Genomic DNA, 18,449 nt, shown 5'->3' with positions numbered 1-18,449 from the left:
GAAAAATATTTCTTTTTTTGTGATTTTACTTTATACTGAAAAAAAGAACTAACGAGGTGAGTGTATGAATGAGTCTTTTAAAACAAAAAATACGCAGATGCGGGTCCGTTCTCTCTTTTCTACATTAAGTGACAAGGAACGTCTGATGGCGGAGTTCATCCTGGAACATCCGGAGAAAATCATCCATGGGACGATCAATGAAATCGCTGAAGAACTGAACCTTGCCGACTCCACTGTGTTCCGGTTCTGTAAAAAGCTCGGCTACAAAGGTTTTCAGGATCTGAAGATCTCTCTGGCTACGGAATCGGTGAATGAGATGAAAGATGTCCACGAGAAAGTATCAAAAAGCGACGATGAAAAAACGATCCTGGAAAAAGTTTTCTGTTCCAACATCAAGACCCTGCAGGACACGCTCGAAGTCATCGACGACAAAGATTTTTCCAGGGCGGTCGACACGATCCTTCACGCCGGCAAGATCGAACTGTTCGGCTTCGGCGGATCGAACGTCATTGCGATGGACGGTTACCATAAATTTATCCGGACCGGCCTGACCGTCAGCGCCCAGAGTGATTCCCATATGCAGCTGATCTCGGCGTCTCAATTGAAAGAAGGCGACGTCGCTATCCTGATCTCGCATACGGGACACTCCAAAGATATCCTGGAGATCCTGGAAACGGTCAAGGATCAGCAGGTCACGACCATCTGCATCACCGGCTTCACCCAGTCACCGCTCAGTCAGGGTTCCGATATTTCTCTGTATACCTTGTCGGAAGAAACCGATTTTCGCTCGGAAGCCCTGGCCTCCCGCATCGCCCAGCTGAGCATTTTAGATGCGTTGTACGTGAATGTCATGGCTTCGCTGGATGACAAAGGTCAGGCCTCTCTGCAACATGTCAGAAAAGCGATCCAGAAGAAACGTCTGTAAGGTTTCTTCTGGATAGTAGAAAAGGCTTGAATCTGGTGAGATTCAAGCCTTTTTTGTTTGCACTGATTGATTGTGCGGATCGATTTGTGGGTGAATCGATTTTCTGGCAGAAAAAATCTCTTTGGTGATGCTACTCCACTGCATCTTTCAAAAACGCCAGTGCTTCGTTTTTGAGCAGCTCTCTTAACACAGGCTGCGGCTTTTCCGGCAGCGGGAACGGCTTCACTTTGACCGGCTCGCCTTTTATGAAAACAGCGATGTGGCCGGTACCGGACATCAGCTGACCAGATGTGTTGAGTGTGGTTTCCGCTGTGACGCTCAAGCCGATATCGGTCTGAAAGGTTTCTGCACACTCTTCTGCCAGTATTTTAGCCGTGTCTTCTAGTGTTTTGCTTTTTAGATCCGTGAGACCGAACTGTTTCTCACTCGTTTCAGTGTTCAACGAGACCAGTCCGCCGGCAAAGACCGAAGACACCCCGGCTACCGTTGAGAGCGAACTCATGATGAGCCCAGATGTAAAGCCTTCTACGATGCCCAGAGTCAGGGTCTTCTTTTTAAGTCGTTCCACGACATACGTTTCGATCGTCTGGTCTTCCCCGTAGCCGATAAAGTTGTCTGACAGGATCTCTTGGATCTCATCCGCTGTTTCCTGGTTCATTTGTGCCGCTGTTTTGGCATCTTTAGCACTGGAAGTGAGGCGGATCGTGATGTGCCGCGGCTTGGCATACATGGCGATCGTCGGATTCGTCTGGTTCTCGATTTTATCATTCAAAAGCATGGCCACCCGCGACTCGCCGACCCCGTTGAAATTCATGAACAAGGACTCGATGACGCCTTTTTTCTGGATGATTTCTTTTAAGTACGGCTTCACCTTGTGCTTGAGCATATAGGTCATTTCATACGGAACGCCTGGGAGCAGGATGATGTGCTGGTTGGTTTCTGCCTTTGTCTCTCTTTTAAATGCGGATCCGCAGGCCAGGCCCACGTCATTGAGCAGTGTCTGGCCGTGCTTAAAGGTCAAGGCTTCGCGGTAGACATTCTCGTCCGGCTCTGTGCCGCGCTTATTGAACACAGCTTTTATGATATCCAGCTGTCCGTCATCTAAAACCAGTTCATCGTCTAGAAATTCTGCAGCCACTTGTTTGGTGATGTCGTCCTGCGTCGGCCCCAGTCCACCGGTCAGGATGATGATATCGGACCGCTCCGACGCCAGTTTTATAGCTTCACGTAAACGCTCGGGATTGTCTCCCACCGTCTGCTGGTAATAGGTCCCCAAGCCGATCGTCAACAATTCCTGCGCGATCTTTCCGGCATTGGTGTCCACAACATAGCCCATCAAGAGCTCGGTCCCGACTGATATGATTTCTGTTTTCATAGCTATTCTCCTCTGCAAAGTGTTTCTTCTCTCATTCATTGTATCAGAAGTGAGGATTTAAACGTATATGTAAGGTGTGGTCGTGTGGTTTTTCTCTAAAAAAAGAAGTGCGCGGCTGCGCACTTCTTCTGTTTTCTATTCAGTTGAGTCGGGCTATTCGCCTTCCTGTTTCGTCAGGATTTTTGGACCGTCTTTGGTGATCGCAATGGTGTGTTCGTACTGGCAGCTGAGTCCGCCGTCTTTGGTGCGGGCTGTCCAGCCGTTGCTGTCCATTTTCGAGCGCCACGTCCCGGTATTTACCATCGGTTCGATCGTGATGACGAGGCCTTCTTTCAGGCGCGAGCCTTTTCCGGCTTGGCCATAATGCGGCACACTTGGTGCTTCGTGCAGCGTCGGGCCGATGCCGTGTCCGATAAATTCGCGGACCACCGCAAAGCCTTCTGCTTCAACGTATGTCTGGATCGCATGACCGATGTCACCGATACGGTTACCCAGTTTGGCAGCTTCGATGCCTTTGTATAAGGCTTCTTTCGTGACGTCCATCAGTTTCTTGAGTTCCGGCGTCGGTTCCCCCACACTGTAACTCCAGCATGAATCCGCTAAAGCGCCGTTCAGGTTGACGACCATATCCACTTTGATCAAATCGCCCTGCTTCAGGACATCTTCACGCGGAAAGCCGTGACAGATCTCGTCGTTGACGCTGACACAGGTGGAATACTCGTAGCCTTCAAAACCTTTCTGTTCAGCTGTCGCGCCGTATTTTTCCATCAATTCTTCTACATATTTTTCGATAGCCATGCCGGTGATGCCCGGTTTAATAAAGTCGCGCAGATGCTCATGGATCTTCGCCAGCACGTCGCCCGCTTTGTCCATCGCTTCGATTTCGCGAGGTGATTTCAAGGTGATCACAAAACATTCTCCTTCACTATTCATTTCCCTTACTATTATAGCGAAAACACCGCCTTTTAAAAACCTTTTTCTTGAAAGAAGTGATTTTAAGACGGAGCATACGCGCTGCCGGCGTGTATGAACCGAATCGGGGTTCGTGGATTTGTTGGTATTCGGCTCTGACGTCATTTTAATTTTTTAATTTTATTAATAATGGACGTGTTCGGTAGTTAGGATGCTCAACTTGCAACCTACTTGTCGAATATCGCCAAATTCGGTAAGTACATTCCAGTGAACAAGTTTTAAGTGACGAATATAGCGTAGGTTCGGTCGATAGATTCATCCACTTGCACCCTAACTACCGAATAAATGCTACTTCGGTAGTTAGGATACAACTATTCTTTTCTAATTGACGAAGGTGTACAAATTTCGGTAATTAGCTGTGTATGTTTAGGATGAACTTGCCGAATATCTCTAACTTCGGTATGTAGCTGAGCGTATCCATAATCTACTTACCAAACCACCAACTAAACGCTCTTTACTTCAATAACCTATTCGTTTTCATCGAATAGGTTCCCTTTTTAAGTTCTAATGCTTTTGAAACTGACATGAGTCAGTTTCATCCTTTAAAATTTCATAAAAAAGCCTTCGACCGTGAAGTCGAAGGCTTTCAGATTTTAGTTTAATCGTAGTAACTGTTACTTGTTGTTCCTATTTTCTTGTAATGTGTGCCGCAGACTTTTCTGAGTCGACGCGGACTCGCTTTTCCACCGCACCAGTCATACAGGAGCTGTACCGTCACTTTTTCATTAGGAAACAACAGTTTGAACTCTGCGATATGCTCTAGTATCGTCTTCTCCAGTCCCTGCTGATGTTGACAAGTTGTACAATAGCTTCTTTTTCGAGTGACCCTCAAACGATCCTTTCCACATAAACTGCAGTATATAGTCTTCTTCAATTTACTGTATTCAAAATCCGGAAGTTCTTTCTGATAGGGTACCGACTCTCTATTTTCCTGTATCAGCTTTTGTGCCAAATATTGCTGCTCTTTTGTTAATGGAGTCAGGCGGTTGTTCATATCATTAAAGTGTTTCTCGATCTGGTTAGGATAGATAAAAGAGACGGTCGTTTTAGCGTCATATAAATAAAAAGTCGGATTCACGAATATCACTGAAGCATCCACTTTTATTCCATACCCAAAATCTTTCACCATCTGTTTCATTAATGTTTTTGCCCGGTTGATTTGATTCACCGGGTTATTGATCTCTTGACCAGTGAGCGTCACTATTTGTCCTGCATTCATCTGGTAATTTCCTTTATAGTTCTTTATTTCATACATATAGAGTGTATCCGAGGTGATGATCACACTGTCCACCTGGAACGAACTTCCTCTGCTGGTGAGCAGCAAATCATTTAATACAATAACTTCCTTAGTCAGATATTGTTTGACATAGTCGTCAAACAATTCTTCTCCCTTATAACCTCTTTCAAGATTTAACAAGTAATTGCGATCGGTATCCTCCAACACCATTCGTTTATCTAGTGCAAGCAGACCTAAATGAATTTTCGACTTCTCTCTTTGTTTTAGTAACATTTTCCATCCCTCCCATACTATAGATATTGTCAAATAAATTAAATAATCATGAAAATTATTCAGAATATCGGTTAGATATTTTAAATACTGATCACTTTACTGACTATAGTTGTTTGTTGAGGCAAGGTTCGACAAGTAGGATCAATTACTCATTTCCTAAGTACTGAATTAGGATAACTTCGGTAAGTACGTCGTTTCGATTCCTTTCTAAATGTCGAAGTTAGGCAGGGTTCGGTAGTTAGGATTTTGTAAACTCAATCTACTTACCGAAGAAGCTTCAATTCGGTAAGTAGATTGCATTATTTAATTCCTAAGTGTCGAAGGCACACCTACTTCGGTAATTAGATCATCAGTTCCACCAGCTACTTACCGAATAACGTGAACTTCGACAAGTTGATTGCTTAGGTCGTATCTAACTTACCGAACCCTCCAATTCTAGACTACATTTTTACTCCTCCATATCTGAATAAGCCAAACCGTATGAAAAAACCGCAAATCCGCTCTCTATAATGCCCATACGCGCCAAAAAGCGCGTATGTTCCACATTAAAATCTTGTAATGGTGAAACTGGCCCGGCCAGTTTCATCCTCCCTGAACTTAAAGATGAAAAAGAAGCCTTCGACCGGAGTCGAAGGCTTGCCATTTTTTATTTAGTCGTTGTCGATGAATTCGATGTCATAACCCTGGGTCTCGAAAAAGGTTGTGATGGCGTCGCGGCGCCGGCTGTTTTCAGGGATCATGACGACCATGTCTGATGTGGTTTCATACTGGTTGAATATATCAAAATGGCTTGAATCAACTGCCATCGGATCGTCATAGACATCCGGCTGATAGTAGTCTTCTTCATCCAAGCCGCTCAGACGGAACTCCTGCATGGTGCCAAAGTCGGCATACTCTCTGAAGGCCGGTTCGTCCATTAAGATGACATCATATTCAGCAGCCGTCAGCTGGGCGGTGAACCGCTCGGCAAGCTGACCATGAGGCGTAAACGAGGCGTATGCTTTTTCGTTGCGTCCTTCCGGCTGTATGAGCTGATTAAGGTCCTCTGTCAGCTGGTTCTCTTCTTCGGTATCCACTTCAGGTGCCAGCACAGTCACGTGGAAAGCGGTGATCGGCCGGTTCATCCAGTCGACGAATAAATAGCCCGCAAAAAATATCCCTGACACGAGAATGACCACATGCCAGCGATAGTATCCCCACAGGTATTCAAATTTTTCTTTCGGTGTATCATTTGACTGCAGTATTTCTCTGACTTTCGTTTTTGCCATAAAAGACCGTCCTCTTGATTGATTTTCTTCGCTCATTATCAAAATTTGTCGTGTTCGTTGAATACTTATCTTAACTATTTTCCTCTCCTATTCTAGCATAGGGGTAAAGTGTATTCAATTGAGGAAAAAGGTTTGATTTTTCTGTGAACAGTGAATTTTAATAAGAGGACGGTCCATCTGGTAAGAAAGCTGCTTCAGGAACCAGGGCTGGGTTTGAAGCCATTCCCTAGTTCTCACCTAGAGTATACAACTATTTGTCCGCATTGTCAGGTACAAAGACTTGCATATGCTGCTTGAATACTTTCAGTTTTATCGGCAGATGATCGCCTTCATCGCCGTCGACATTGGTGATGACGGATTCGTACTTTTTCTCATCCGTAAGGGAGATCTCTGCTTCTGTAAACTTGCGGTAGAAGATCTCATCATCTTCAGGTATTTTTCCGGCAAATATTTTCGGCACAAGATTCACCTGCTGGGCAAAATTGTCTGCTTTCACTGCCAGCAGATGCAGATAGCCGTCATCTTCGCTGGCCTCCGGGATCATGGTCGGAATACCGGCCACTGAGTTGGTCAAAGCAATGACCACCAAAAATGAATTCACTTCAGATACTTTCCCTTCGATATCGAAGGCAAACGGGTAGACTTCCTTTTCAGACAAAGCTTTGAGCCCTTCCATGATATAAGCAAAGGGGCCCAGCTTGGTTTTTTCCTCCACGGGTACGGAGTGAACGGCTTCTGGGATCGACCCGATGGCAACGATATCGACAAAATACTTCTGATTGATCTTGCCGATATCGATGGCTTTTTTTCGGCGGTTCGTCAACTGTTTCACTGCTTTATCCGGATTCATCGGAATGCCTAACACGCGTCCCAGGTCATTGACGGTACCCAGCGGGATAAAACCGAACGGCGGCCGATGGTCTTCAGGCGCGATCCCGTTCACACATTCGTTCACGGTGCCGTCTCCCCCTAAAGCATAGATCGCATCCACGTGTTCACGCGCGGCTTCCCGGGCAAAGTCGGTGGCGTCGCCTTCTTTTTCTGTCCATCTCAGTTCCACTTCGTCGTACAATTTTTCAAGTTCAGTCTGAGCTTTTGGACCATATTCTTCACCCTCGGCCCGCCCGCTCGACGGATTCACGATCACTACAGCTTTAGTCATATCACCAGTCTCCTTTATGTAAACGTCTTTTACTCTTACTATTTTACTGTAAAGTCCCTCGATATGCGAAAAAATGGTCTCGAGAGCCCCGAGACCATTTCCATTTCTTCTATATTAAAACACTCAATCCAGTTCCTGACCGTTCGTTTCGATCACTTTCTTGTACCAGAAGTAACTGTCTTTCTTGTAGCGTTTCAGTTCTTTTTCGTCCAGTTCTTCACGGTCCACATAAACGAAACCGTAACGCTTCTGATAGCCGTTCATCCAGCTCAAGAGATCCGTGTAGCTCCAGGTGCAGTAGCCCAATACCTCGACACCGTCTGTGATGGCTTCCTGGATCGCCTTGACATGGTTTCTCAAGAAGTCGATGCGGTAGTCATCATGGATCGATCCGTCTTCTTCCAGATCATCATACGCACCCAGTCCGTTTTCCGTGATCAGTATCGGCAGCTGGTAGCGGCTGTTGATGCGGCGCATGGCCACACGCAGGCCGGTCGGGTCGATATCCCAGTCCCAGTCCGTTTTTTCGATGAACGGATTTTTCGCAGATTTATACAGTCCGGGTACGCCGCTCGCTTCACTTGTTCCTTTTTTACCGGTCGTGTTGATTTTACCCGCACCCACACCGTCTAAAGGATTCGCTTCGACTGTGGCGGTCTGATAATAGTTCAGTCCCATGAAGTCAGGCTTGCCGGCTTTCAGAAGTTCTGTGTCCCCTGATTTTATCTCTGGAGCCAGATCATGGCGCTCGAGATACTTCCAGACCACAGACGGATATTCACCGCGCACATAGATGTCCATCCACAAGTGAGCATTGAACTCTTCATTATTTTCAGCAGCCAGCTGGTTCAACGGATGACTGTCTAAAGCATACGTCGGACCGTAGGCGAAACTCGGACCGATCATGCCTTTCATGCCCAGTTCTCTGAAACGCTTAATGACTGATGCGTTAGCGAGATGGGCGATATGATTGGCCGCATACATGCGTTTTTCATCCGTGACATTCGGTGGATGCGCCGCCATACGGTAGCCCAGCATGATGAAGATGTTCTGTTCATTTAAGCTGACCCAGTAGTTTACTTTGTCGTTGTAGCGCTTGAACAAAATTTCGGCATAGCGCGTGAAGTCCTCGATGACCTGACGGTTTTCCCAGCCCTGGTATTTATCCTGCAGAGCCTGAGGGATATCCCAGTGGTACAAAGTCACAACGGGTTCGATATCATATTTCAGCAGCTCGTCGATCAGGTTGTCGTAAAATTCAAGCCCTTTTTCATTGACTTCTCCGTCACCGTCCGGGATGATGCGTGACCAGGCGATCGAAAAGCGGTAAGCTTTCAGTCCCTGCTCCGCCATCAGTTTGACGTCTTCTTTGTAGCGGTGATAATGATCGACAGCCACTTCTCCTGTCGTTCCTTTAAAGGTCTTTCCCGGGATCTTGACGAATCGGTCCCAGACAGATTCTCCTTTGCCGTCTTCACTCATTGCGCCTTCGACTTGATAGGCGGCTGATGCAGATCCCCATAAAAAGTCTTTCGGAAAGGCATCGTGTTCTTTATGAAACATTGACTCACTCCTAAATCTGATTTTTTATATTTTGAAAAATATAATTAAAACTATTTATCCAGCAAAACGACCCTGACCACGTGCGAAAAAAGATGACTGTACCCAGCTACGTAAGAGCTCCTCGCATACTATGCTTGTAAGTGGCTGAAGCCACAACAATCATGGCAATTGCGCGCAAGCTGCTCATTTGTTGAGGCTCTTAATTATTTCCTAGAGCCTCAATACAATGTGACTGCCAAGGAACATTGCTACAGATTAAAAGGTAACCACGGTCGCTATGCTCCCCTGGTACTGTGAAACTAAACATGAGACATGTAAGTTTCACAGCAATTTTTCGCAGGGTCAAAGCGGGTCGTTTTACTTTTATCACTTACAAGCGATTGGTCTTCTTGTTCATCCTGCGTGCGACTCTGGCGATGATGATCGGCATACCGACACTCGTCAGGACTGAGACCAGAAGAACCTGGGTCGTTGCCCCTGACACATATTGCTCGACTTGCGGGAACGTTGCAGCCACGATGGCGGGTGATGACGTCGATAGACCGGCAACGGTCATCAGTGCCATCCCATATAATCCGTCATTTTTCAGGATGTTTTTATCCAGAATGATCAGTGTCGACATGGTCAGAATGAAAAAGGCCGTCAGCAGCAGTCCGGGCAACCCTGAACGGATCGCCTCGATCAGATTGACGCCCTGACCGACATTCCAGCCGAGAAACGGCAGGATGGCACTGATCCCAGGAGCAAACAATTCTGTGAAATCCTCGTCCAGGTTCCCCAGGATCACGCCTAAAATCAAAGGGATCAGGATAGAAAACACCGGAGTCAGATCGATAGCCGAACCTCCACCCGAGTACAGCAGACTGTATAAAATGATTGGCAGCACCGGCAGACTCAATATACCGAACAAGCCATATGCCCCTGTGTCCAGTTTGGTGCCGTAACTTTTTGCAGTGAGCAGATAGATCGCTGTATTCACACTGGTGATCGTGGAGGCAAACGCCAGTCCGCTGATGCCCAGGATCCCTTCCTGCCCAAACAAGAGGATATAACCCCAGGCCAGAAGCATGCTGAAGACCGCTTTATAGAGAAACAGGAGCCCTTGACGTTTGATCAGATTACCCAGCTGCTTGACATCGATCAATGTGCCTGAGAAAAAGGTCAGGATGGCTGCAATGAATCCGACACTCTGGCCAGAAAACAGCGCTTGTGTCAATCCCCCGATCATAAACAGATCTGGCCAGATCGTGTAGGTGATCATACTCAAAATGAGCGGCACTAAAAACGTTCCGGCCGGGATGCGGCGGATTTTTGCTAACATAAAACATTCTCCTAAACTTTGTTTGTTCTACAATGAACGTCTGTCGTTACATTAAGAAAAACCTTCTATATTTACTAGTATACCTGTTTTTATAAGCTGATTACACTATTATTCTTTTAATTTCTATGATTTGTATCTGTGTCCTCCGTTGAATCTTATACATTTAAATGGTATTCTTTTTTAGACAAGCTTTACTTTGAAATGAGCAATCATATTATATAGAGAAAGAAGGATATCAAGCTATGCCTAGTGTAATGATCGTTTATGCAAGTCTGACAGGGAATACTGAAGAATGCGCGGAGATATTAGTAGAAGCTTTCCAGGAACTGGGAGCCGAGGTTGAACTCGTCGAAAGTGTTTTTGCTGATCCGGAAGACTTTAAAAATGTCGACATCACAGTCGTTGGTACTTACACCTATGGAACGGATGCAGATTTGCCGGATGAAATCGTTGACTTCTATGAAGAACTCGAGGATGTCGATTTGACAGGAAAGATTTACGGTAACTTTGGTTCTGGCGATACATTTTATGAAAAGTACTGTAAATCGGTCGATGACTTTGACGAGCAGTTTGAAAAGACGGGTGCCACTAAAGGAGCCGAAAACGTAAAAGTAAACTTGAATCCCGAAGATGAAGACATTGAAAACCTCAAGGCCCTTGCAGCTAAACTGATCAGTGCTCACGAAAATCAGTAGAGTCCGGGTTAATAAAATGAAAAACGAGCAGTGAATGAAGGATGCTTGTCACCGGCAATTGTGTATTGTTGAGTGACGACTCCCTCTTTCACTGCTTTTTTTGAGTACTTATATTGGCATTCGCTTTCTTCTATCGCTATACTTTTGATAGAAGAAAAAAATACTGTTGAAAGTGGGAATGCACACATGTCATTAACAGATGGGTATCAGATGAACAACGGATTGACCATTCCAAAAGTCGGTTTCGGGACCTGGCAGGCCAAAGACAATGAAGCCAAACAGTCTGTCCTTTGGGCTCTGGAAGCCGGTTATCGTCATATCGATACAGCCCAGGGCTACAATAACGAAGAAGAAGTTGGCGAAGCCATCAAAGAAAGCGGTGTGAAGCGGGAAGAGATTTTCCTGACGACCAAACTGCATAATAAGAAACACGGCTACGACAATACCGTGGAAGCCTTGAACGACTCGCTGCGTAAACTGGATACGGATTACATCGATCTTGTCCTGATCCACTGGCCAAATCCTAAATACTTCCGTGATAACTGGAAAGAAGCGAACGCTGAAAGCTGGAAAGCCATGGAGGAATTCGTGGCCAAAGGTAAAGTCAAAACGCTTGGTGTATCCAACTTCCAGCCTCATCATCTGGATGCCTTACTTGAAACGGCGAACATCAAGCCGGCAGTGAACCAGATACTGCTCAATCCAAGTGAAATGCAACCGGAAGTGGTCAATTACAACACTGAGCATAACATCATCAATGAAGCATACAGCCCACTGGGCACAGGGAAGATTTTCGACATCGATGAGCTGAAAGATCTGGCTGAAAAGTATGATAAGTCCATCGCCCAGCTGGTCCTGCGCTGGAGCCTGCAGCACGATTTCCTGCCGCTGCCTAAGACCGTCACGAAAGAACGCGTCTGGGAGAACGCAGATATTTTTGATTTTGAAATCAGCGACGCAGACATGAAGATCATCGACGGCATGACCGGTCGAGCCGGTTCAGCCACGGATCCCGACACCATCACCTTTTAAAGAATGCAAAAAGACTTGACTAAAAGGTTTCACACCTCTTAGTCAAGTCTTTTCTAATTGTGGTTCTCTAGGCTACTTTTGATTCTTTCCAGACAGCCAGCGAATGCGTCACGATATGATGAGCTTTTTCATCGATCGTTTTATCGTCAAAATCGAACTGACCCTGTGCGGTCAGCACAGCTGTGCCGTGGATCGACGGCCAGACAATATCCAGAAAAGCTTTTCTTTCCTCATAATCATCAAGCTCATTCATCTGTTTCATCAGATCATTCAATGAATTCAAAGCACACTCGTGTAATGTACGGGCCGGGCGGTCTCTACCCATAAATAAAGCGCAGAAAAGGGTTCCCTCTTCCTTGGCAAAACGTATATAGTTGGCACAGACATCGATCAAATTTCCATTATCGGTCGTCACTTTAAATATGTTCTCGTGAATGATCTCTTTTACATATTCAAGCAAATTTTCTCTCAGATCATCCATATTCTGAAACTCTTTATAGATAGGCTGAGTTGAAGCATTCAAGTATTCGGCAATGCGTCTTGCGGTAAAATTCTCAAACCCTTCATCTTTCATTAGTTCTAAAGCGGCATCAAGAATATGTTCTTTCATAATTTTCCTTTTGCGGGGCACATCCTTCACTTCCTTACTTATATATCAGTATTATAATAATATAATCCTAGTGCTATGAATAATAGTATAACATGTTGAACAAATTCAAGAAAGGGTTCAAAAAGATGTTCATATACTAACGCTTACATAGATTGTGAAAACTGACTATCTTTGTAAAAAAAAAACAATCCCGTTCATCCTGTCAGTTTACAAAACATTGAGTATTAAAATTTGATGAATTATTCTGATTGTGACATACTGTCATCTGTGCTAATATTATAAAGTAATGAAAAATCGTAGGAGGAAAACTAATGGTATTACCAAATTTCGAAGAAAACCTGAAAAAATATGCTGAGTTGCTTGTATCAACTGGTGTAAATGTTTCTGACGGTCATACAGTTGTATTGAGCGTCGATGTGGACCAGGCTCCCCTGGCTCGTCTGATCACGGAAGCGGCTTATGAAAGAGGCGCCAAAGAAGTGATCGTGAAGTGGACAGACGATCAAGTCACTCGTTCTACTTTCAAACATGCCCCTGAAGACGTCGTGGCTACGGTTGAACAGTACAAAGTCGACGAATCTTTAGATCACATTGAAAAAGGTGCCAGCCGTATCAGCGTGCGTTCATCTGACCCGGATTCATTAAAAGGACTAGACAACAAGAAGATCGCTGCTGCTCAAAAAGCAAGAGGCAAGGCCTTTTCTGCTATGCGTAAAGCCACTCAGTCAAATAAAGTCAGCTGGGTCGTTGCTGCTGCCTCAGGAGAAAAATGGGCAGAGAAAGTCTTCCCAGAACTCGATACAGCTGAAGAACGTGTCGATGCCTTATGGGATGCTATCTTCAAGGCGATCCACTTGTATGACGAAGATCCTGTTTCCACTTGGGAAAACAAGGACAAAACTCTTGAATCCAAAGCTGACGAATTGAACAAAGAACAGTTCGTTGCATTGCACTACACTGCTCCAGGAACAGACCTGACCGTCGGCTTGCCTAAAGGGCACCGATGGGAAGGTGCCGGAAGCTTGAACGCGCGCGGCGAACGCTTCATGGCCAACATGCCGACTGAAGAAGTCTTCAGTGCTCCCGATGCCAACCGTGTCGACGGTGTCGTTGTATCGACCAAGCCTTTAAGTTATGCCGGCAATATCATCGAAGGCATGGAGTTCCACTTCAAAGACGGTAAAGTCGTTGACGTTAAAGCTGAAAAAGGTGAAGACGTCATCAAGGAATTGATCAAAACCGACGAAGGTGCTGCACGTTTAGGCGAAGTGGCTTTAGTCCCTGATGCCTCCCCTATCTCACAGTCTGGTTTGACTTTCTTCAATACTTTATTTGACGAGAATGCTTCAAACCATCTGGCTCTGGGTTCTGCTTACGCATTCAACCTGGAAGGCGGAACAGAAATGTCTGAAGACGAATTGAAAGAAGCGGGCTTGAACCGTTCTGACGTTCACGTCGACTTCATGATCGGTTCCGACCAGATGGACATCGACGGCATCCGTGAAGACGGCTCCCGTGTCCCAGTCTTCCGCAAAGGCGCCTGGGCATAAAACGTGTCGCGAATCTCTTTACAATCGATTCGTACTGCGGTTCTACATCATGAATGACTAGAACCTCACCAAAAAGTAATTTAAGTTCGGTTGACACTCACGAAAAATTGCTGTTCCCCTAGCATGTTTCATGCGTAGGAGAACAGTACCAGGGGAGCAAAGCGACCGTGGTTCCCTTTCGTTCCAGTCAAACTTAATTTGCTAGACAAAATTAAGGATGCGAATCTCTTCACACTAGATTCGTACAAGACATTAAAAAATTAACGCTGAAAAATTCCCCTGACTTCTTTAGGGGAATTTTTTATGAAAGGAATAATCTGTATGCATTATTTTATGGGGCTTTATGACAGGCCTTTTCAATTAGTTGCTTCCGGTGAAAAAATCGTCGAGGTTCGTTTGTATGACCGAAAACGTCGCAATCTCAAAATCGGTGATCTGATCACTTTCAACAAGTTGACCAATCCGCTTGAAGACGTGACCGTTCGCATCAAGGATCTGACCCGCTTCCCAACTTTTAAAGAAATGTATCAAACCATTCCGAAAGAAGCGATGGGATCCACGGATTCATCTCTTGAAGAGATGCTGGAAAAAACGTACACGATCTACTCTCCTGAAAAAGAACAGGAATGGGGAACGCTCGCCATCACCATCGAGAAGCATGAAACTGACTGATCAGAAAAAGCTGCCTTCGCGGGCAGCTTTTTTGTTTATTTTTCGGATAGTTTTACTGAAAGTTCGGGTTCGAACGTTTCCGGTTTAATCGTATTGATTATCGGCTTTATCTCAGTTAACAAAGCCAAAAAGCTGTCTTTATCAAAAGCTTTTTTACTGCATAGCAGTTCAAACTTCATCCCAGCATATGAAAGGTCATATCCTGTTTCATGAAATCCGTTCTGTTTGTAAAATCCTATTTTCGTTTTCAGTTGACCGGCATGCGGTTCAGCTTCATCCACTTCCACCATATCTAGAACGATCTGCTGGTGCGGATAATATTCCTTTATTGCATCGATAATTTGTCTGTCATATCCTTTTGAACGCTGCTTCTTAGTGACCGCAAAGAAAAAGATGTAAACAGTGTCCGGGTTTTTAGCTATGAGATAATGCCCTATAAACGTTTCGCCATTTTTGATCGCCAGAAAGTCAAAATTATTCGAGTTGGATAGATCCATGAGCTGGTCGAAAGGAATGCGTTCACTTTTGGGAAAAGCCTGTTTGTTGAGCCGTTTCATATTTCTAATATATTTATTTTCAAGATGTGCAATAGGTGTTAGATGCATATGATCGATCGCCTCCTTAAAGGAATGGTTCCGGTTATGTTAGCTGGTTCAATAGTATATAGCTTCCTTTACTTCAACTTTCGTACCATTCATCGCCTGCCTGGTCACTGGTCACTGGTCACATCACCGTGAGTCTGCGCCTATTTTGTCCGAAAGTCAAATCGATCGGGAAAACATATATCCAAAGTCTTTTCTGCATGCTATTAATTTACGAAGCCGCCTTTCTATAATCAAGTACTTATCATTTTGTCTGGAATCAGTATGCTCAGTTAATTTTCAGACATCTCCTAGTCCTTTATTCTTTAAAAAAAGACCTGTTCCTCTTTCCGGTCACTTCATACGCCTTTGTAAATGCTGATGCTTACACGTAATCAGGGCTTAAACTTTGAAAATTGTTATCGCTTTCATTAAACTGAAACTATCTAACCAAGGTGGTTTACTGAATATGGGCAAGTCATTTACCGATTCTTTAAAATTGAATGATGGCAATAGGATACCTTTGATGGGGTTCGGGACAGCCGGGCTGAAAGGGCGGGAAGCTGAAGAATCCGTTGCTTATGCACTGGAACAGGGTTATCGTTTTGTTGATACGTCTCCCAATTATGGCAATGAAACGGACGTGGGCAAAGGCATCCATACCGCGCTTAACGAGTCGATCAAGCGTGAAGATCTGTTCGTGCTGACTAAAGTAGAACGTGAAGATATGAGTGTGGAGGGTGTCAGAACATCCTTAGAAGAAAGTCTTGAGAGATTGAATCTCGACTATCTTGATTTACTTATCATACATGCCCCGGACGATGACGACGCTGTCAATATAGATACCTGGAAAGGATTGGAAGCGGTCCTTGAATCCGGAAAAGTCAAATCGATCGGCGTATCCAATTTTACACCGGATAATCTCGGGCCATTACTGGAAAATGCAGCGGTCAAGCCCGTCATCAATCAGGTCAAGTTCGCGCCGGGAACTGTCGACTGGGAAACGAAAAAGTACTGTGAAAGCCGAAACATCTTCATCATGGCTTATTCCCCGATCAAAAGAGGAAAGCTTGACAGTGACGTGATCAGGAAACTGGCGAAAAAGTATCACAAAACACCCGAACAGATCGCTTTGCGCTGGACCATCGAAGTCGGTACGATCCCTATTCCCCGTTCAGGAAACAAGGAACATATCAGAGACAATGCCGAACTTTTCGACTTTTCATTAACAGAGGACGAGATCAAGGAAGTCAATGAGTTGAACTAAGGTAAGTTAAAAGCCGGTCCCATTAAATCGGGGAACCGGCTTTTTCTATAGCTTCTTGTTTAATGTCCAGATCATGCGAGGTTCTACTTTAAAGAAGTTTTATTTTCCGTAGATCCATTCGAGCGCCTGTCTGATCGTTGTTTCCCAGAATTTCCAGTTATGCTCGCCGGGCGCTTCGATGTAGTCGTGCGCGATATCCTCTTTTTCCAGCCACTCATGCAGGAGTTTATTTTCTTCATAAAGGAAGTCCTCTGTGCCGATAGCCAGAAACAAGTCAGGCTTCTTGTCGGCATGTTGGATCATTTCATAGATATCCAGCTTCTCGGCCATCTCATCCCATACGTCGCTTTGAATGATGTATTTCAGTTTCGTGTTAATGGCATTTTCTTCAGACAAGTCGTGCACCTGATCATTTTTGTGCAGGACGCTGCTCGATAAGCCGATGATCTTACCGAAAGTCTGGTTATACACATAGCCGTTCCTCAAAGCCCCATATCCGCCCATCGATAGGCCGCCGATAAAAGTGTCGTCACGTTTAGTCGATAGCGGAAATAAATTACGGGTGACATTGACCAGTTCTTCGCCAATAAATTTGCCGTAGTTTGAGCCATCCACATGATCGACATAGAAACTGTTCTCGCCGGCCGGCATGATGACCGCCAGATTGTACTGGTCGGCCAGCTTAACGATGGTCGAGTTGATGATCCAGTCTTCGTGATTGCCGTTCCAGCCGTTCAGCAGGTACAGCGTCCGAAATCCTTCCGGCTTGACTTGCGCCTTCGTCTCATAGTCGTAAAGAGATTTTGTCGATGTCGGGATGATCGCTTTGAATGTCACGTTCCGCTGCAGCTGTTCAGATTGAAAAGTCGTAGTGAGTGTCGCCATAGATTCAGCTCCTTATTTTTTAGGGTCTTCCACTTCTTCGCCGTTCAAAACGACAGTGTAGCTCAGGTCGGCATTCAGTGAGTTGGCTACGGAACAGTATTTCTGGTCACTCAAGTTGACAGCACGCCAGACACGGCTTGCCGGGATATCCCCGTCTATATTGATCGTGATGTGAATGGACTTAAAGTATTTTGGTGCTTCGTCATTGCGTTCGCCGTCCGTATCGATCTCCAGACGCTTGATTTTATCCTGATAAGGTTTCAGTACCATTACGATATCGATGCCCATGCACCCGGCCAGTCCGCCAAGTACAGATTCCATTGGAGAAACCCCATCACCGTTTGGATCAAGATGCATCGTTTTTCCCCGCTGATTCGTCATTGTATAGGCCATTTCGCCTTCCCAATTTGTTGATACTTTCATTTCTAACCACTCCATTCTTTGAACTTTATCGCTTACTTAAGTATAGCATACGCTTCACTCTACTTGCATAAGAAAAATGCTTTAGACTTGGTTAGCAAAAGTTGCATCTGTGACTACAGCACCTTAGGCATAAGCAGTTCTTCCAAGCTGAATCGCAAATCAGTTTCTTCACATTCTTTGCGTTCTTTACGTTCTTTAAGGCTGTTCATACTCGCTGGCTGGCGAGTATGATCCTTCTAAACTTTGGGCTAAATTGTTTTTGCGGACATAAACTATGTCAGAACATGTTGTGTTGGCATATTCATGCGGCAGTTCGACACTTTAAAGTCTCTTCCTTTTCGCTAAGTGTCGAATATGGGAAAGTTCGGTAAGTAGGAGGCTGACGTTTTCTCCTAAGTGTCGATATTGATATGAGTTCGGTAGGTTGAAAAGTTGATTCGTGAGCTAATTACCGAACTTGGCTCCATTCGGTAACTAGCTGCCTGAATAAAGTTTGAAAGTGTCGAAGGTGCCCTAACTTCGGCAGTTAGGATCAAAGTGGCTGACTCAACTGGCCGAACATCTGTATCTTCGGCACTTTGGGAGAAAATAAACCTTCTAACTACCGAATCATTAAAAAAGAATAGAGTTATCTGTTT

17 protein-coding genes are annotated in these 18,449 nt (G+C 45.0%); 6 read left to right on the top strand and 11 right to left on the bottom strand.

Translation table 11 applies throughout. The features are described from left to right. The first annotated feature begins 64 nt into the window (after positions 1-64). Positions 65-925, top strand: coding sequence for a MurR/RpiR family transcriptional regulator (locus AB4027_RS04365; protein ID WP_368646124.1), 861 nt, complete (start codon positions 65-67; stop codon positions 923-925). A gap of 130 nt (positions 926-1,055) precedes the next feature. Here the strand turns inward: AB4027_RS04365 and AB4027_RS04360 are convergent, their stop codons facing one another. The 7 genes from AB4027_RS04360 to AB4027_RS04330 form a co-directional block, all read right to left on the bottom strand. Beyond that, on the bottom strand, positions 1,056-2,300 hold the full coding sequence (locus AB4027_RS04360) for a CinA family nicotinamide mononucleotide deamidase-related protein (RefSeq protein ID WP_368646123.1): 1,245 nt from the start codon (positions 2,298-2,300) through the stop codon (positions 1,056-1,058). 153 nt (positions 2,301-2,453) lie between these two features. Beyond that, positions 2,454-3,209, bottom strand: coding sequence for a type I methionyl aminopeptidase (map, locus tag AB4027_RS04355; RefSeq protein ID WP_091486240.1), 756 nt, complete (start codon positions 3,207-3,209; stop codon positions 2,454-2,456). 661 nt (positions 3,210-3,870) lie between these two features. After that, positions 3,871-4,782 (bottom strand): nuclease-related domain-containing protein, encoded by a 912-nt coding sequence (locus AB4027_RS04350; protein ID WP_368646122.1) that lies wholly within the window; start codon positions 4,780-4,782, stop codon positions 3,871-3,873. A gap of 650 nt (positions 4,783-5,432) precedes the next feature. Further along, positions 5,433-6,050 (bottom strand): hypothetical protein, encoded by a 618-nt coding sequence (locus tag AB4027_RS04345; RefSeq protein ID WP_368646121.1) that lies wholly within the window; start codon positions 6,048-6,050, stop codon positions 5,433-5,435. A 250-nt stretch (positions 6,051-6,300) separates the two neighbouring features. Further along, entirely contained in the window at positions 6,301-7,212 is a 912-nt protein-coding gene (locus AB4027_RS04340; RefSeq protein ID WP_368646120.1) for a diacylglycerol kinase family protein, read from the bottom strand. A 123-nt stretch (positions 7,213-7,335) separates the two neighbouring features. Further along, positions 7,336-8,775: a glycoside hydrolase family 1 protein gene (locus AB4027_RS04335; RefSeq protein WP_368646119.1), complete on the bottom strand. Its 1,440-nt coding sequence runs from the start codon at positions 8,773-8,775 to the stop codon at positions 7,336-7,338. Between the two features lie 370 nt (positions 8,776-9,145). Further along, a complete protein-coding gene (locus tag AB4027_RS04330) occupies positions 9,146-10,096 on the bottom strand; it encodes a 2-keto-3-deoxygluconate permease (protein WP_368646118.1) in 951 nt (316 codons plus the stop codon). 242 nt (positions 10,097-10,338) lie between these two features. Here AB4027_RS04330 and AB4027_RS04325 point away from each other — a divergent pair, with 242 nt between their 5' ends. Then, positions 10,339-10,791, top strand: a complete 453-nt coding sequence (locus tag AB4027_RS04325; protein WP_368646117.1) for a flavodoxin — start codon at positions 10,339-10,341, stop codon at positions 10,789-10,791. 186 nt (positions 10,792-10,977) lie between these two features. Further along, positions 10,978-11,823 (top strand): aldo/keto reductase, encoded by an 846-nt coding sequence (locus tag AB4027_RS04320; protein WP_368646116.1) that lies wholly within the window; start codon positions 10,978-10,980, stop codon positions 11,821-11,823. A gap of 67 nt (positions 11,824-11,890) precedes the next feature. On the opposite strand, the gene AB4027_RS04315 is transcribed toward AB4027_RS04320, so the two are convergent. Next, positions 11,891-12,433, bottom strand: coding sequence for a TetR/AcrR family transcriptional regulator (locus tag AB4027_RS04315; protein ID WP_368646115.1), 543 nt, complete (start codon positions 12,431-12,433; stop codon positions 11,891-11,893). A 311-nt stretch (positions 12,434-12,744) separates the two neighbouring features. Here AB4027_RS04315 and AB4027_RS04310 point away from each other — a divergent pair, with 311 nt between their 5' ends. Both AB4027_RS04310 and AB4027_RS04305 read left to right on the top strand, forming a co-directional pair. Next, positions 12,745-13,983, top strand: coding sequence for an aminopeptidase (locus tag AB4027_RS04310; protein ID WP_368646114.1), 1,239 nt, complete (start codon positions 12,745-12,747; stop codon positions 13,981-13,983). Between the two features lie 303 nt (positions 13,984-14,286). Further along, positions 14,287-14,655 carry an ASCH domain-containing protein gene (locus AB4027_RS04305; RefSeq protein ID WP_368646113.1) on the top strand — a complete coding sequence of 123 codons (369 nt, stop codon included), beginning with the start codon at positions 14,287-14,289 and terminating at the stop codon, positions 14,653-14,655. A 35-nt stretch (positions 14,656-14,690) separates the two neighbouring features. On the opposite strand, the gene AB4027_RS04300 is transcribed toward AB4027_RS04305, so the two are convergent. After that, entirely contained in the window at positions 14,691-15,260 is a 570-nt protein-coding gene (locus tag AB4027_RS04300) for a GNAT family N-acetyltransferase (protein ID WP_368646112.1), read from the bottom strand. 385 nt (positions 15,261-15,645) lie between these two features. On the opposite strand from AB4027_RS04300, the gene AB4027_RS04295 reads away from it, so the two are divergent. After that, positions 15,646-16,503 (top strand): aldo/keto reductase, encoded by an 858-nt coding sequence (locus tag AB4027_RS04295; protein WP_368646111.1) that lies wholly within the window; start codon positions 15,646-15,648, stop codon positions 16,501-16,503. A gap of 99 nt (positions 16,504-16,602) precedes the next feature. Here AB4027_RS04295 and AB4027_RS04290 read toward each other — a convergent pair whose 3' ends face one another. Together AB4027_RS04290 and AB4027_RS04285 are read right to left on the bottom strand one after the other, a co-directional pair. Next, positions 16,603-17,388, bottom strand: a complete 786-nt coding sequence (locus AB4027_RS04290; RefSeq protein ID WP_368646110.1) for an alpha/beta hydrolase — start codon at positions 17,386-17,388, stop codon at positions 16,603-16,605. A gap of 12 nt (positions 17,389-17,400) precedes the next feature. Further along, complete coding sequence (locus AB4027_RS04285; RefSeq protein WP_368646109.1) at positions 17,401-17,811, bottom strand: OsmC family protein; 411 nt, start codon at positions 17,809-17,811, stop codon at positions 17,401-17,403. Positions 17,812-18,449: the final 638 nt, after the last annotated feature.

The sequence above is a fragment of the Alkalibacterium putridalgicola genome, from assembly GCF_040959045.1.
Taxonomy (GTDB): Bacteria; Bacillota; Bacilli; order Lactobacillales; family Carnobacteriaceae_A; genus Alkalibacterium; species Alkalibacterium putridalgicola.
The sequence above is the reverse complement of the archived record's forward strand: the minus strand, read 5'-3'. Positions and strand labels throughout refer to the sequence as shown.

Bases quoted from the DNA above. Each gene is read 5' to 3' on its own strand.
- AB4027_RS04345 (WP_368646121.1), bottom strand. From the start codon at position 6,050: ATGGCAAAAACGAAAGTCAGAGAAATACTGCAGTCAAATGATACACCG.
- AB4027_RS04290 (WP_368646110.1), bottom strand. From the start codon at position 17,388: ATGGCGACACTCACTACGACTTTTCAATCTGAACAGCTGCAGCGGAAC.
- AB4027_RS04285 (WP_368646109.1), bottom strand. From the start codon at position 17,811: ATGAAAGTATCAACAAATTGGGAAGGCGAAATGGCCTATACAATGACG.
- AB4027_RS04320 (WP_368646116.1), top strand. From the start codon at position 10,978: ATGTCATTAACAGATGGGTATCAGATGAACAACGGATTGACCATTCCA.
- AB4027_RS04325 (WP_368646117.1), top strand. From the start codon at position 10,339: ATGCCTAGTGTAATGATCGTTTATGCAAGTCTGACAGGGAATACTGAA.
- AB4027_RS04365 (WP_368646124.1), top strand. From the start codon at position 65: ATGAATGAGTCTTTTAAAACAAAAAATACGCAGATGCGGGTCCGTTCT.
- AB4027_RS04300 (WP_368646112.1), bottom strand. From the start codon at position 15,260: ATGCATCTAACACCTATTGCACATCTTGAAAATAAATATATTAGAAAT.
- AB4027_RS04360 (WP_368646123.1), bottom strand. From the start codon at position 2,300: ATGAAAACAGAAATCATATCAGTCGGGACCGAGCTCTTGATGGGCTAT.
- AB4027_RS04315 (WP_368646115.1), bottom strand. From the start codon at position 12,433: ATGAAAGAACATATTCTTGATGCCGCTTTAGAACTAATGAAAGATGAA.
- AB4027_RS04350 (WP_368646122.1), bottom strand. From the start codon at position 4,782: ATGTTACTAAAACAAAGAGAGAAGTCGAAAATTCATTTAGGTCTGCTT.
- AB4027_RS04340 (WP_368646120.1), bottom strand. From the start codon at position 7,212: ATGACTAAAGCTGTAGTGATCGTGAATCCGTCGAGCGGGCGGGCCGAG.
- AB4027_RS04305 (WP_368646113.1), top strand. From the start codon at position 14,287: ATGAAAGGAATAATCTGTATGCATTATTTTATGGGGCTTTATGACAGG.
- AB4027_RS04330 (WP_368646118.1), bottom strand. From the start codon at position 10,096: ATGTTAGCAAAAATCCGCCGCATCCCGGCCGGAACGTTTTTAGTGCCG.
- AB4027_RS04310 (WP_368646114.1), top strand. From the start codon at position 12,745: ATGGTATTACCAAATTTCGAAGAAAACCTGAAAAAATATGCTGAGTTG.
- AB4027_RS04335 (WP_368646119.1), bottom strand. From the start codon at position 8,775: ATGTTTCATAAAGAACACGATGCCTTTCCGAAAGACTTTTTATGGGGA.